This window comes from Luteibacter rhizovicinus DSM 16549 (genome assembly GCF_001887595.1).
In the GTDB taxonomy this organism is placed as follows: Bacteria; Pseudomonadota; Gammaproteobacteria; order Xanthomonadales; family Rhodanobacteraceae; genus Luteibacter; species Luteibacter rhizovicinus.
In genome coordinates this window covers 678,279-692,490 of record NZ_CP017480.1, presented here as the reverse complement: position 1 = coordinate 692,490, position 14,212 = coordinate 678,279, and the positions used below count along the sequence as shown (strand labels likewise).

Annotated in this window: 17 protein-coding genes and 1 tRNA gene; 12 read left to right on the top strand and 6 right to left on the bottom strand. The window is 64.7% G+C overall.

Annotated features, from left to right (window positions below; genetic code table 11):
* The first annotated feature begins 255 nt into the window (after window positions 1–255).
* The 12 genes from BJI69_RS22205 (at window position 256) to queC (ending at window position 9,473) form a co-directional block, all read left to right on the top strand.
* The gene (locus BJI69_RS22205; protein WP_125902968.1) at window positions 256–618 is read left to right on the top strand and encodes a hypothetical protein; all 363 of its coding nucleotides are present in this window, start codon (window positions 256–258) and stop codon (window positions 616–618) included.
* 1 nt (window position 619) lies between these two features.
* Window positions 620–1,483 carry an adaptor complexes medium subunit family protein gene (locus BJI69_RS03320; protein WP_125902967.1) on the top strand — a complete coding sequence of 288 codons (864 nt, stop codon included), beginning with the start codon at window positions 620–622 and terminating at the stop codon, window positions 1,481–1,483.
* 8 nt (window positions 1,484–1,491) lie between these two features.
* Window positions 1,492–2,532 (top strand): Holliday junction branch migration DNA helicase RuvB, encoded by a 1,041-nt coding sequence (ruvB, locus tag BJI69_RS03315; RefSeq protein WP_046969630.1) that lies wholly within the window; start codon window positions 1,492–1,494, stop codon window positions 2,530–2,532.
* Complete coding sequence (gene ybgC / locus BJI69_RS03310; RefSeq protein ID WP_046969620.1) at window positions 2,529–2,933, top strand: tol-pal system-associated acyl-CoA thioesterase; 405 nt, start codon at window positions 2,529–2,531, stop codon at window positions 2,931–2,933. The genes ruvB and ybgC overlap by 4 nt, the downstream gene beginning before the upstream one ends.
* 32 nt (window positions 2,934–2,965) lie before the next feature.
* Entirely contained in the window at window positions 2,966–3,649 is a 684-nt protein-coding gene (tolQ, locus tag BJI69_RS03305; protein ID WP_046969619.1) for a protein TolQ, read from the top strand.
* Window positions 3,650–3,658: 9 nt separating this feature from the next.
* On the top strand, window positions 3,659–4,108 hold the full coding sequence (tolR, locus tag BJI69_RS03300) for a protein TolR (RefSeq protein ID WP_046969618.1): 450 nt from the start codon (window positions 3,659–3,661) through the stop codon (window positions 4,106–4,108).
* Entirely contained in the window at window positions 4,095–5,036 is a 942-nt protein-coding gene (tolA, locus tag BJI69_RS03295) for a cell envelope integrity protein TolA (protein ID WP_071924869.1), read from the top strand. The genes tolR and tolA overlap by 14 nt, the downstream gene beginning before the upstream one ends.
* A gap of 104 nt (window positions 5,037–5,140) precedes the next feature.
* Window positions 5,141–6,469, top strand: coding sequence for a Tol-Pal system beta propeller repeat protein TolB (tolB, locus tag BJI69_RS03290; protein ID WP_125902966.1), 1,329 nt, complete (start codon window positions 5,141–5,143; stop codon window positions 6,467–6,469).
* A gap of 247 nt (window positions 6,470–6,716) precedes the next feature.
* Window positions 6,717–7,226, top strand: a complete 510-nt coding sequence (pal, locus tag BJI69_RS03285) for a peptidoglycan-associated lipoprotein Pal (RefSeq protein ID WP_046969221.1) — start codon at window positions 6,717–6,719, stop codon at window positions 7,224–7,226.
* Between the two features lie 3 nt (window positions 7,227–7,229).
* Entirely contained in the window at window positions 7,230–8,075 is an 846-nt protein-coding gene (gene ybgF, locus BJI69_RS03280) for a tol-pal system protein YbgF (protein WP_181016740.1), read from the top strand.
* 4 nt (window positions 8,076–8,079) lie between these two features.
* Window positions 8,080–8,772 (top strand): 7-carboxy-7-deazaguanine synthase QueE, encoded by a 693-nt coding sequence (gene queE, locus BJI69_RS03275; protein WP_046979121.1) that lies wholly within the window; start codon window positions 8,080–8,082, stop codon window positions 8,770–8,772.
* 17 nt (window positions 8,773–8,789) lie between these two features.
* On the top strand, window positions 8,790–9,473 hold the full coding sequence (gene queC, locus BJI69_RS03270) for a 7-cyano-7-deazaguanine synthase QueC (RefSeq protein ID WP_046979120.1): 684 nt from the start codon (window positions 8,790–8,792) through the stop codon (window positions 9,471–9,473).
* Window positions 9,474–9,477: 4 nt separating this feature from the next.
* Here queC and BJI69_RS03265 read toward each other — a convergent pair whose 3' ends face one another.
* The 6 genes from BJI69_RS03265 to phnD form a co-directional block, all read right to left on the bottom strand.
* Window positions 9,478–9,990: a hypothetical protein gene (locus tag BJI69_RS03265; RefSeq protein ID WP_071924868.1), complete on the bottom strand. Its 513-nt coding sequence runs from the start codon at window positions 9,988–9,990 to the stop codon at window positions 9,478–9,480.
* A 55-nt stretch (window positions 9,991–10,045) separates the two neighbouring features.
* Entirely contained in the window at window positions 10,046–10,414 is a 369-nt protein-coding gene (locus BJI69_RS03260) for a hypothetical protein (RefSeq protein WP_071924867.1), read from the bottom strand.
* Between the two features lie 121 nt (window positions 10,415–10,535).
* A tRNA-Lys gene (locus BJI69_RS03255) sits at window positions 10,536–10,611 on the bottom strand.
* A gap of 66 nt (window positions 10,612–10,677) precedes the next feature.
* On the bottom strand, window positions 10,678–11,622 hold the full coding sequence (locus BJI69_RS03250; protein WP_046979117.1) for a VTT domain-containing protein: 945 nt from the start codon (window positions 11,620–11,622) through the stop codon (window positions 10,678–10,680).
* 77 nt (window positions 11,623–11,699) lie between these two features.
* A complete protein-coding gene (locus tag BJI69_RS03245; RefSeq protein WP_162200999.1) occupies window positions 11,700–13,013 on the bottom strand; it encodes a sensor histidine kinase in 1,314 nt (437 codons plus the stop codon).
* A gap of 192 nt (window positions 13,014–13,205) precedes the next feature.
* Entirely contained in the window at window positions 13,206–14,207 is a 1,002-nt protein-coding gene (gene phnD / locus BJI69_RS03240) for a phosphate/phosphite/phosphonate ABC transporter substrate-binding protein (protein WP_046968973.1), read from the bottom strand.
* Window positions 14,208–14,212 lie beyond the last annotated feature (5 nt).

The window sequence follows — 14,212 nt, the reverse complement described above, 5'->3', positions numbered from 1 at the left end:
CGCTAACTATTGCGGCCCGACTGCTCGCCGAGGGTGCATACGGCGGGGTCTGCGGTGAATGGGATCTCTGGCGATGGAGCGGCGCTATTAGCCCTGGCCATGACGCCGGGGCGAGCCCTTGTCCCGCGTCGGCGAGGTCCTCTTATTCAAAGCGTCGAGTCGGACTCGACGTGCCCGCATTCGCCGATGCGACCCGTCCGATCCAATGTTTAGCCTCGATGTGTCCGAAATGCGGACACGATTTGAGGTGAACTCATGTCCATTAGAAAGTACGCCCTTGCGCTCGCGGCCGCCCCCGCCTGCATGGACGCGTCCGCCGGTATTTCATGGCTTAGCCGCGCGAATTGCGTTGCCGGCGTAGTCCATGAATCGGTGACATACGATCGTCCGGCCCTCACAAGCCATTACATGTACGCAGAGAGCGATCATGTCGGTCTTGGATCGTTCGGCGGTCACATCGTATCGGCTCCATGGAATGTCACCTGGCGGTCGTACGCCGGTGACTTGGGCGATGTCGAGCGCAACACCGTGCGCGGCCTTCATATCTTCGGCGACGACATGGCGCATCTCACGACGCGTTACACGTCTGCAACCGACTGCAATCTGACGGAGTGGTGATATGAATTCTCTACGTAAGTCATTCTCAATTCCGAGTGCGGCCATTGCGATTGCACTTGTCGCTTCTCCCGCCGGTGTTTTGTCGGCACAGGATCGGGACGGCGGTCTACCTCGTCCATCGTCAAGCGCCGTCGCGGAAGCCCAGACGGAAGGCTTGGATCTGCGCCGGCTTCCCGTGACAAGGGGCCTTCATATCGTGTCGCTGGATGACTCGCCCTTCGTTGGAGCGATGGCACAGCAGATGCGAGATGAAATCGCCGAGCAGGCCAAAGCGGGGGCGTACCTGGTCGAGAAGGCGAAGATTCCGAATCTTCGTGCGGCCATCAACACTGTGAAGCCCACTCGGACCATGTCCGGGTTGCTCGATAAGCGATACCACTCGCTGGCGGATATTCGTCCGCATCTTCGATATGACCCCATCTCGGTGGTGGGCACCGTGCTGGACAGTCAACCGATGGTGGAAGCAACGACAGCGGGAGGAGTGACGGATGGCCGGTGGAGCGGGGTGACGCGCTCATGGGACATAGGGGGCCTCGGCTTCGTCCAGCTTGACGAGTCCGAATACCGCGAGACCGGTGGCTCCATCACGCTGGTCAAGGAGTGGCTCAACAGTGACGTCAATGGAACGCCGGCGACCCTCAAGACCATGCGCTCGGCGGATGGGGCGACACTGGTCTCGATCAGCTGGGTCACCGAGAGCACGGATTATCGTCTGAACCTTCAGCCGGTTCACGCCGATGCGGTCGAGGCGAACCAGCGCGCGCTGCTCGACCTTGCGACCAAGTTGGGACGCCGTACCCGACGTGTTGGTAGTGTGAGAGGGATGGTCCCGCGGGGGCTGTCCCTCTCCCCAGACCTGCCATAATGCCGCCCATGTCCGAGCACCGCATCATTTCCGCCACCGCCGCCATGGACGACGATGCGCTGGAAGCCAGCATCCGTCCGAAGCGCCTCGCCGAATATCTCGGCCAGGAGACGGTGCGTGAGCAGATGGCCATCTATATCGAGGCGGCACGGCGCCGGCAGGGTGCGCTGGACCACGTGCTGATCTTCGGGCCTCCCGGCCTGGGCAAGACCACGCTCTCGCACGTGATCGCCAACGAGCTGGGCGTGAACGTGCGCTCGACCTCGGGTCCGGTGCTGGAGCGGGCGGGGGATCTCGCCGCCCTGCTGACCAACCTCGAGGCGAACGACGTCCTTTTCGTGGACGAGATTCACCGCCTGTCGCCCGTGGTCGAGGAAGTGCTGTACCCGGCCATGGAAGACTTCCAGATCGACATCATGATCGGCGAAGGCCCCGCGGCCCGCTCGATCAAGCTCGACCTTCCGCCGTTCACCCTGATCGGCGCCACGACCCGCGCGGGCCTGCTTACCGGCCCCTTGCGTGACCGGTTCGGCATCATCCAGCGGCTGGAGTTCTACAGCGTGGACGAGCTGACCGCGATCGTTCGTCGCGCGGCGAAGATCTTCAATATCGAGTGCGATATGGACGGGGCGATCGAGATCGCCCGCCGCTCGCGGGGCACGCCCCGTATCGCCAACCGGCTGCTCCGACGTGTGCGCGACTTTGCCGAGGTCCGCGGTGACGGCAAGATCACCCACGACCTCGCGCGCGCCGCCACCGACATGCTCCGGGTCGACGCCCTGGGCTTCGACGACCTCGATCGCCGCCTGCTGAAGACGATCATCGAGAACTTCGATGGCGGTCCGGTGGGCGTCGAATCGCTGGCCGCCGCCCTGAGCGAAGATCGCGGCACCCTGGAGGACGTGGTCGAGCCCTATCTGATCCAGCAGGGCTACCTCATCCGTAGCGCCCGTGGCCGCATGGCCTCCGCCAAGGCCTGGCGCCACCTGGGCCTGACCCCGCCGCCGCGGCAGACCGTGGCCCCGGACCTGTTTTCGGACGACGCATGAGCGTTTTCAGCTGGCCCGTAAGGATTTACTGGGAAGACACCGACGCGGGTGGCGTCGTCTACCATTCCAACTACCTGCGCTTCATGGAGCGGGCCCGTACGGAGTGGCTTCGCGCCCAGGGCATCGACCAGGTGGCCCTGCGAGAGACCACGAGCCTGGGCTTCGTGGTCCGGGACATGCAGCTGGACTTCCTCCGGCCGGCCCGTCTGAATGATGAACTCCTAGTCAGCGTGGGCGTCAAAGAACGTCGTTCAGCCAGTATGCTGTTCGATCAGGAGATTGTGCGCGGGGGCACGACGCTGGTGCGCGCTACGGTGCGCGCGGCTTGCGTGAACCTCGACACGATGCGCCCGGCCCAAATTCCGGCGGACCTGTTCCCCAACGAATTCCCCATTACCTAAAGCCATAGATACCGGCGGAGAGCCTTCAAGCGATGAACGGTGGACTGAACATTTTCAAGCTGGTGGCGGAAGCGAGCCTGCCCGTACAACTGGTCATGCTCCTGCTGCTGGTGTTCTCGTTCCTGTCGTGGGTGATCATCATCCGCAAGTACGGACAGCTGAAGACCGCCCACGACAACGCCGAAACCTTCGAAGACCGCTTCTGGTCGGGTGCGGATCTCGCCGCCCTGTTCCGTGAGGTGGGCAACCGCGAAGGCCAGCATGGCATCGAGAACGTCTTCGAAGCCGGCTTCCGTGAGTTCGCCCGCCAGCGCCAGCGCCGCGTGACCGACGCCAACCGCGTCATGGAAGGCTCCGAGCGCGCCATGCGCGTGGCCGGTACCCGCGAGATCGGCAAGCTCGAGCAGAACCTCGAATTCCTCGCCAACGTCGGTTCGATCAGCCCGTATATCGGCCTGTTCGGTACCGTGTGGGGCATCATGGGCGCGTTTCAGGGCCTGGGCGAAATGAAGGACGTGACCATTTCCGTGGTCGCGCCGCACATCTCCGAAGCGCTGATCGCCACGGCCATGGGTCTGTTCGCCGCCATCCCGGCCGTCTGGGCGTACAACCGCTTCGCCACCAAGGTCGAGCGGATCGCGTCGCGCTACGAGGTCTTCCAGGAAGAATTCTCCTCGGTGCTGCAGCGCCAGATCCACGCCGACGACGTCGCCTGAGCCCGCGCCATGGCCACGCGTAGTCCTCATCGCCGCCAGAAGCGGAAGCTGAAGTCCGAGATCAACGTCGTGCCGTACATCGACGTGATGCTCGTGCTGCTGATCATCTTCATGGTCACCACGCCCATGATGAACCTCGGCGTCGACATCCAGCTGCCGCAGACCAATGCCAAATCCTTGCAGGACAAGAAGGACCCCGTCGTCGTCTCCGTCGACGAGGGTGGGCAGATATACCTCACTGCCAACGGCGCCAAGCGGGAGCCGGTGAGTGTGGACGAGTTCAAGGCCAAGATCACCGCGTTCCACAATGCGAATCCCGAACTCCAGGTGCTGATCGCCGGCGATGACCGCGTCGGCTATGGCAAGGTCTACGCGATCCTCCCGATCCTTCAGGAGGCCGGTATCTCCAAGATCGGCCTGATGAGTCAGCCGCAGTCGGCGCAGAATGGAAAACCGTAACGGCACGCCCCGCGCGGTTGTCCTCGCCGCGCTTCTCCATCTGGGCATCGTGGCCTTCCTCGGCTTCGCGATCATCCCCTGCACGGACTACGAAAAGTGGGCCGAGGCTTTGGGCGTGCCCGCGGAATGGAACCCGCTGAAGTGTCCGGCGCCGATCCAGCTGCCGGGACAGATCATCGAGGCCACGCTGGTCGGGCCCACCGGTGCGCCGCCGCCGAAGCACACGGCCAAGCCGGTGCCGAACACGGTGCCGCCGCCCCCGGCCCAGCCGACCCCGACGCCGCCCGACCCCGAGAAGCCGAAGGTCGAGACCCTCCCGCCGCCACCCAAGACGCCGGCCCTGAAGGACCAGGAAAAGGTGGTCGACGACGCGGTGCAGAAGGCCGAGAACGCCAAGCAGCTGCAGGAAGAGCAGCAGCGCCAGCGCCAGGCCGAGCTGGATGCCCAGCAGGAAGCGAAGAAGAAAGAAAAGCAGAAGGTGGCTGACGATCTCCTCAAGCAGCTCGAAGCTGCCAAGTCGGTCACCAAGCAGGCCGACAGCAGGCAAAAGCAAGCCGAGCAGCAGCTGAAGGACCTTGAGAAGGCGAAGGACGACGGCCGCGACGACCTACCTTATGCCGAGAAGGTCCAGTCGGGCCAGAACGGCAAGGACGACAGCAAGCAGGCTCTGTACATCGCGGCGATCCAGAACGCGGTGACGCCTAACTGGCTCCATCCGGACAACATGCCGAATGCGCCTTGCCAGGTGCACATCACCCAGATCCCCGGTGGTCAGGTGCTCAGCGCCAAGGCGGACTCGAGTTGCCCGTACGATGCTGCCGGCAGGGCGTCGATCGAAAACGCCGTGCTACGCGCCCAGCCGCTGCCATACGCCGGCTTCGAGGATGTGTTCCAGAGAAACCTCACCTTCACGTTCCGACCGCAATGATGGTGCGCCCCACCCTGTACAGGGTGGGGCGGTTCAGATTCGGGTCATGCTGGATCGGCCCATCGCGTTACCATGCCGTCGCCGTCCCACATTCCCAGGTCGCAATGAACTCGCCCATGCGCAGAATGCTCTCCCGCCTCGCCCTCCTTGTGGTCGCGCTGACCGCCTTCGCGGCCGGTCCCGCCGCCGCCCAGTCGCTCAACGTCGACATCGTCGGCGGCCTGAAGACCGCGACGCCCATCGCCGTGGTGCCGTTCGCCCAGGCTGGCGGCGCGCCGCTGCCTACCGACGTCGCCGACGTCATCCGCGCCGATTTCAACCGCTCGGGTAAATTCCGTTCGCTCGACAAGGCCGACATCGTCGAGACGCCGTCGCAGGGTTCGGACATCAAGTTCCCGACCTGGCGGCTGCTCAAGCAGGACTTCCTCACCATCGGTCGCATCAGCGATGCCGGTGGCGGCATGCTCAAGGTCGAGTACGAACTGTGGGACGTGAACAAGCAGCAGAGCCTGCTGGCCCAGTCGTTCACCGCTCCGGCGGGTGACCTGCGTGGCGTCGCCCACCAGATCGCCGACCAGATCTATGAAAAGATCACCGGCGTCCGTGGGGCCTTCTGGACCCGCATCGCCTACATCACGGCCGTGGGTACCGGTAACAACGCCACCTATTCGCTGATCGTCGCGGACTCGGACGGCTTCAATCCGCAGACCGTGGCCCGCTCGCGCGAATCGCTGCTGTCGCCTTCCTGGTCGCCGGATGGCAACAAGATCGCCTACGTCTCCTTCGAGAGCGGCAACTCGGCCGTCTATGTGCAGAACATCTCGACCGGTTCGCGCAGCCTGATCGCCGCCCATCCGCGTGGCATCAACAGCGCACCGGCCTGGTCGCCGGACGGCAGCAAGCTCGCCGTCAGCCTGTCGTATGTCGGTAACCCGGAGATCTTCGTGATCGACGTGGCCAGCCACGCCGAGACCCGCCTGACCAACAACTTCTCGATCGATACCGAGCCGACCTTCACCCCGGACGGCCAGAGCATCCTGTTTACCTCGGATCGCTCGGGCAAGCCGCAGATCTACCAGATGTCCGCATCGGGTGGTGCCGCGACGCGTGTCACCTTCCAGGGTGGCTTCAACGCCAGCGCCTCGGTGAGCTTCGACGGCAAGCAGATTGCGATGGTGCAGGGCAACGGGAACGTGTATCGTATCGCTATCATGGACCGCAGTCTGGGCGGGCAGGTACGCTTCGTTTCCCCGGGTAACGTGGACGATTCGCCCAGCTTCGCGCCAAATGCCAGCATGCTGCTTTATGCGGCATCGCAGGGTACGCGAGGTGTCCTGTATGCGGTTTCGGCAGACGGTCTGGTACGCCAACGCCTCGTCCTTGCGGACGGTGACGTGCGCGAGCCGTCGTGGGGACCCTATAGACAGCGTTGATGGCGCGCCCGATTCGGGCTGCGACATTGGCAACGTCCAGGGAAGGGGCGCGGGTGTTCCGCGCCTTTTCTGCGGACGCAAGGTTAACCGGCAGTTGCTTTAAAGGCAGTCGCCGGAACGAAGACGCAGGGTGCGGGACAGCGCCCCGTCGGCGTAGATGTAAGTAGAAAAACAGCCGGACAACCGGCGGTGCCTGTCCCGAAACCGTAAATCGACTGTCGGAACTCAACTGTTGAAGGAACGTCCCATGAATAAGACCGTTAGCGTCACCCTGGCCGCCCTGCTTTGCGTGGGCGCGGTCGCCTGCAACAAGAAGCAGGTCAAGACCCCGCCGGCTCCCGTCCAGGAACCGGTTGCTCAGACCCAGGCCCCCACCAACGACGGTAAGTACCAGCCGTCGGATCTCGATACCGACGCCTGCCTCCGTCAGCGCGTTGTGTACTTCGATTTCGACAAGAACGATGTGAAGCCGGAATTCCAGCAGATCATCGCTTGCCACGCCAAGTACCTGCAGGACCGTCCGCAGTCGGCCATGACCCTCGAGGGCAACACCGACGAGCGCGGTACGCGTGAGTACAACCTCGGTCTCGGCGAGCGCCGCGGCAATGCCGTCTCCAGCGCCCTCCAGGCTGCTGGTGGTTCGGCTGCCCAGGTCAACGTCACGAGCTACGGTAAGGAAAAGCCGACCTGCCGTGAGCACAACGATGACTGCTGGTCGAAGAACCGTCGCGTTGAGATCGTCTACACCGCGAAGTAAGTAATGAAGAAGCTTCTGGCTATCCGTTTTACGGCCAGGCTTGGCGTGGCGGGCGCAATTGCGTCCGCCACGCTTTTTGGTCTGCCCGTCCATGCGCAGGACTCTCGCTTGAGTCTGGCCGACCGTGTGTCGCGCCTCGAGCAGCAGTCGCAGAAGGACGCCGGCACGACCACGCTGGTCAATCAGGTCAACGATCTCCAGCAGCAGCTTTCCCAGCTGCAGGGCCAGATCGAGGAACTGCAGCACCAGAACCAGCAACTCCAGGATTCCCAGAAGGCGCAGTACGCGGATGTCGATTCGCGGCTGGGTCGTCTCGAAAAGGGTGGAGCAGCGCAGGCGTCATCGCCAGCCGCGCCCGCCAATGCACCTCAGGCACCGACTCCCACGCCTACGGCAGTCGCGCCGGCGGCGGGCCAGCAGGCAGCCGCAGCACCTGCCAATGCGCCGGCTGCAGCCAGTGTCACCGAACAGGCCGCCTACGACGCCGCTTTCAAATCCTTGCGTGCCGGTGACTACGTCACGGCCTCGCGCGGTTTTCGCGATTTCCTGACCAAGTATCCGGACAGTGCGCTCGCACCCAACGCCTACTACTGGCTGGGTGAGTCGTACTACGTGACCATGAACTATCCGGTGGCAATCGAAGCATTCCAGCGCCTCGTGAAGCAGTACCCCCAGAGCGACAAGGTCTCCGATGGCCTGCTCAAGGTCGGCTACTGCCAGATCGAACTGAAGCAGCAGGACGCCGCCATCGCGACGCTGAAGCAGGTCTCGGCCAAGTATCCGGGTACCAAGGCCGCTGGCCTCGCACAGGAACGCCTGCGTCGTCTGCAGCGCCAGACGGCCAACTGAGCCCATGAACGGTAACACCGCAACTCCGGCGGACGTTCCGCCGGTCGCGCCCGTCGCGGACCGACTGCGGATCACCGAGATCTTTCACTCCGTGCAGGGCGAAGCCGATGCAATCGGCTGGCCGACCGTGTTCGTGCGCCTGACCGGCTGCCCGCTGCGGTGCGTCTGGTGCGATACGGAGTATTCCTTCCACGGCGGTCAGTGGCACGACATCGATACCATCGTCGCGCATGTCGCCAGCTTCGTGGCGAAGCACGTCTGCGTGACGGGCGGCGAGCCGCTTGCGCAGAAGCGCTGCCTGGCCCTCCTGCGCAAGCTGTGCGATGCCGGCCATGAGGTGTCGCTCGAGACCTCCGGGGCCCTCGACGTCTCCGGTGTCGACCCGCGCGTCCGCAAGGTCATGGATCTGAAGGCGCCGGACTCCGGCGAGAGCGCGCGCAACCTGTGGTCCAACCTCGACCACCTCCTGCCGCACGACCAGGTCAAGTTCGTCATCGCGAGTCGTGGCGACTTCGAGTGGGCGCGCGATGTGGTCCGCGAGCACGCGCTCGATCAGCGCGTGATGCCGCTCTTTTCCCCGGTGTGGTCGAAGGTCCAGCCTCGCGAGCTGGCCGAGTGGATCCTCGCCGAACGCCTGCCGGTACGATTCCAGCTGCAGCTACACAAGCTGCTGTGGAACGACGCGGCCGGTCACTGACAAACCAAGGTATTGCCATGAACGCTTCGAACCCCTCCCGCAAGGCCGTCATCCTCGTGTCCGGTGGCATGGATTCCGCGGTCACGATCGCCATGGCGCGCGAGCAGGGCTTCGAGGTCTATGCACTGAGCGTGGCCTATGGGCAGCGCCACAGCTCCGAGCTCGAAGCATCCGAGCGAGTGGCGACGATGCTCGGCGCCGTCACGCACAAGACCGTGCACGTGGACCTGCGAAGCATTGGGGGTTCGGCCCTCACGGCCGACATCGACGTGCCGGAAGATGGTGGCACGGGCATCCCTGTGACCTACGTGCCCGCGCGTAACACCATCATGCTGTCCATCGCCCTGGGCTGGGCCGAGGTGCTCGGCTCGAGCGACATCTTCTGTGGCGTCAACGCCGTCGATTATTCGGGCTACCCGGATTGCCGTCCGGCCTTCATCGAGTCGTTCCAGTCGCTGGCCAACGTCGCCACCAAGGCTGGCGTCGAGGGTGCGGGTATCCGCATTCATGCGCCGCTGATGGACATGGGCAAGGGTGACATCGTCCGCGAAGGCATGCGCCTTGGCGTCGACTTCGCCGCCACCGTGAGCTGCTACCAGGCGGACGCACAGGGCCGGGCCTGTGGTCACTGCGACGCCTGCCGCCTCCGCGCTGAGGGCTTCGCCAAGGCTGGCGTGCCCGATCCCACGCACTACGTCTGAGCGATTAGCGCGCGCCCATCGTTCCGGTCATGTGATCTTCGGTGGCAAGGAGCAACACCTTTCCATCGCGTTTGACCAGGGTGTCCACGCGAGTGCCCGTGATGTTCAGGAGCCGGCCGCCGAGCAGGCTGTACGTGTAGCTCACGCGCACCGTCGCGCTACGATGGTCGGCGGCGTAGACCGGCGTGTCGAAGTTCGTGGCGTAGGAAACATCCGCGTCCCGGCCTACGCGCTTCTTGAAGTTCGCGAGCACGTCGGAGAACTTTTTCTGCTGGTCACAGAATTGCGTCTTCCCGATCGCGTTTTGCGCGACCGCGGTGCCGTTGAGCGTGCCAGACGAGGATCCTCGGAAATCGTCGGCGATGAGCGCGCAGGATGCATCGGGATCATGAGTGAAGGTCGTCTCCGCATCCGCGCGGTAGTAAGCCTCGATCCCGCCGTCCGACAACTTCTTCGTTTGTAGATAGCCCCAGCCACACGCCGCCAGCAAGACGGCGCCAAGCACGTAACCTCTCATCCCTATCCCCCTGGCTACCGCCCTCCGCGGCCAGGATCATTCTAGCGTCAGCGCGTCAGCCAGCGGATGTGCGCAGCAACGGGCCGACGTACTGCTGGAACATCCACCAGACGCCACCGAGCGTGCCGGTCAACATGGCCAGCAGGACCGCCGCGGCGCACCCGAGAACCCATGCCTTCGTGGCAGTCTGACTGAGGCGTTCTTCGATGACGGCGAGCCGACGGAGGATGTCCGACCTATTGTCTTCCGCGAATGTCAGGCGTGCCGCCAGATCGCGAACGGTGACGGACACGTGCTGCAGTCGTTCGTTAAGCACGGCGAGTGCTTCCTGAAGAGGCGCGCCTTGCGCGGGGTCCTCTCTGGAAAGGACGGGCGTGGCGCCGAGGTGCAGATCGTCGTCGCTTTTCGTGCTGTACCGACGCATGTCGGCTCCCAAATCGTGAAGGTACACGCAAGGTATCGCTCCAGCGAGGCGGAAAACATGAGAATCCAGACCGGTTTTTCGTCGGGGAAACACGCGTTGCACGTGCGACGAAAGGCGCGAATGGTGGGTCGTGCCGGATTCGAACCGGCGACCTACGGATTAAAAGTCCGCTGCTCTACCAACTGAGCTAACGACCCATGCGCGGGAAGCCGGCTAGTTTAGTGGTCCCATGGGTGCTGGCACAACCCGAGCGCCGCCGCGGTTCAGGTCGTGGCGATGATGGCCTCGACGTCGCGACCCGCCTGGCGCCAGGCGCCGATGCCTCCGGTCAGCGGGCGGACATTGGAGAAGCCCAGTTTGCTCAGGCGTTCGGCGACTTTCGCGGCCGAAACCTCGTTGGGGCAGGAGCAATAGATCACCACCGAGGTGTGCTTGGGCAAGGTGGCCAGGGCGGCGTCGGCCGTGGCCAGGTCGAACAGGCGGGACCCGGGAATGACGAAGGGGTCGTCGCGGCGGCTCAGGGCCGAGCGGACATCCACGATCAGTGCGCCGGGCTCGCTGGCCAGGAGCACCGAGAGTTCATCGACGGAGATGCGGCTCTTGCGCAGCTGGGCGATCAGCAGGGCGCGACGGGTGTAGCGAAAGCCGATCCAGAGCAGCAGGCCGATCAGCGCGATCGCGGCCATGCCCAGGCCAAATTGCTTCAGGGTCGCCAGCACGGCGTCGATCTGGCGGTAGAAAAGCATGCCGACCGATAGCCCGACCGAGATCCACAACGCGGCTCCCAGCAGGTCGTAGAGGGTGAAGCGCGAGAAGCGTGTATCGCCGGCCCCGGCGATGGGAATCGCGACGAGCGACAGGCCGGGAATGAACCGCGATATCAGAAGGAGCTTGACGCCACGCTTCTCGAAAAAGCCGCTCGCACGCCGCACGCAGGTATCGGGCGACAGCGAGATGCGGCACAGCCCGTCGAGTACGCGATAGCCGAAGCGACGGCCGGTGAGAAACCACGCGGCATCACCGGCAAACGCGCCCGCGAGCGCGCCAAGGAAGGTGATCAGGATCAGGACGGGATCCCGCGCGGCGACCAGCGTGCTGCCCACCACGATCAGGGTGGGCATCGCCGGCACGGGCAAGCCGATCGCCCCTGCGAACACGCCAATGAACGCCACGACCGGCGCCGTATCAGACCAATTGACGCTCGCCACGACAGTGATCCTCGGGAAGGTCCGTGCACTCCCGCAAAGATACGCCGGTCGGGTCTTCGCCGACAGATGCGCCGCGATCAGAGCGCCGGGTGCCGACTCAGCATCGACGCTGCCTTGAGGGGTGGACCGACCGCGGCGCCGTCCAGTTGCACCCAGAAAAGGGTGCCCCGTCCTGGGCTGGAGCGGACGCCGATGCTGCCGCCGAGCGTATCGACGATACGGCGGGCGACCGCCAGGGAGATGCCATAGCCGGCATGACCGGGCAGACGGGTGAATTCCTCGAAGACGCGCTCCTGCTGAGTGGGTTCCAGGCCCATCCCGTTATCGCGGACCTCGAGTCGAACGGCGTCGCCACGCCGCCGCGCCGCGACCAGCACGCGGCCGTTCGGGGTGCTGATCACCGCGTTCGAGACCAGGCGGTGGATCAGTTCGCCAAGCAGCGTGGCATCACTGTGCAGGGGGATGCGGCCACCGCGCCAATGAATGTCGACACCGAGGCGGCGGGCGTCGTCGTCGATCGCCGCGCGTTCGCGTACGAAGAGATCCGAGGTGATCAGGTCGATCGCATGCGGTTCGACCGCACCCGCATCGAAGCGGGCCATGGCGAGCAAGCCATCGAGCAGCTCGTTGAGCCGCGTCAGGCTCGTACGCATCTGGCCGAGGACGGCCCGCTGGCGCAGGTCTTCACCCGGCTGCATGCCGGCGACGAACAGGGCCAGTGCCTGCAGCGGCTGGCGGAAGTGGTCGCCGACCTGTTCGATGAAGCGCGTATGCCGCGCGATGTCGTGCAGTCGCTGGCGCAGGGCATCGGCCATGGCCATGTCGTGGCGCCGTCGCAGGTCGACCAGTTCGTCGAGCAGGGCATCGATGGTGGCGAGCTCGCCGTCGCTGTGCTCCCGGGTGGTGGATCGGCGGGGATGGAGGAAGGCGTCGATGCGATCGCGCATGCCTTCGATGGGCTCGATGACATTGCGCTCGAGGGCCCGTCGAGTGAACAGGAACACGGCAAGAACACCACAACACAACAGCAGGGTCATGAACGCCGCGGCAGCCTGGCGCTCGCGCAGCGATGTCGCGTCGGAAACGGTTTCGAGTTCGCCCAAGGGAGTATTCAGGCGCACACGCAACGCGCGTCCGGCGGGGGTCTGGCGACCACTGTCGATCACCAGATCCGGTGCATCGTCGCGGCGAAGCGTGAGGCTCTCGGTGGGCGCACTGCGCGACAGCGCGCGGGTCAGTGCGTAGCGAACGGCATCGTCGCCCGTCGCCGCGTCGATGGAAGCGCCAAGACGGATCGCCTGGATACGCGCGACGGTGCGCGCTTCGCCGGACAAGGCTCGCATATGTAACACGCCAAGCGTTCCGGCCAAGGCGAGCGCAACCAGTGTCATCGGCAGCAATCCCCGCAGGATCAACTGTCGATGCAACGGCGCGGGCCTTGCTGGCGGATGCGGCGACGCGATCATGAGGGGGCCTGTAGCGCACATACTCATGACGAATCTATGAAACGCGCGTTCGTCGCGCGATAGACAAGGGGACCTAGGCTGCCCGTCTATACCTTTTGGCCTAAACCGGCTGGACGGCTATTTACCATCGAGTTGCTTTACGACGGCGTCGTGATCGGCCGTGATCTTGTGAAAGCGCGCCTCACGCGCGGCCTCGCTCACCCATTGCGCGCTGGTGGCCCGGCGCTTCTCCAGCGAATACTCGATATCGACGAACGGAACGAGCACGGCGTTGCCGGCGCGGGCGAATCCACTGATGTCGTGGATGAGCTTCAGATTCGCTTCTTCACGCGGGCCGTCCTTGCCTTTTCCATAGCTGGTGATGAAGGTCGCCACCCGCTCGCGCAGCGCCAGCGGCAGGTCGTTCCGGATAACGATGACCGCGTGGGGGATGAGCGAGGATTGCCATAGGACGCGCAGGCGTGCGTACTGGTCGGGAAAATGTTGCTTGAAGCGCTCCAGGTCCGCGGAGTTGTTGGTGGCCACATCGGCCTCGCCATTGGCGACGGCCAGCGCATTGTTCTGGTGGTTGTCGATGTGCACGCTGGCAAAAAAGGTGTCCGAGTCCACGTTGCGCGCCGCGAACAGTTGGGTCTCCGGAACGAGATAGCCGGAGACGGACAGCGCCTCGCCACGGGCGAAGCGCCACTTGCCCGGCCGTGCGAACAGCTGGTCGACGGTGCGCAGCCGTGAGTCGGCGGCCACGATGACCACGGCGTAATAGCCCCTGGAGCCGTCGCCGCGTGTGAGCTGGCCGATCACCTGCATGTTCTGCCTAGTCACGGCGTCCAGCGCGAGTCGGCCAGAGAGAAAAGCGATGTCCACCCGTTGCTCGCTGATGGCCTGCGCGATGCCTTCGTAGGTCGTGACCGAGACGGCACGGACAGGGCGCGCGAGCGCCTTGCTCAGGTCGTCGAGCATGGGCCGCCACGCCTCCAGCGATTCGGCGGGGCCGCCGATGGGGAGGATGCCGAAGGTGAGCGGGGCGTTCGGGTCGACGTCGCCCTGCGCGGGGCTCGCCGCGAGGACGGGTCCCGAACACAGGGCGCACAGGACGCACGCGCTGAACCACGCGCGCACTCGCC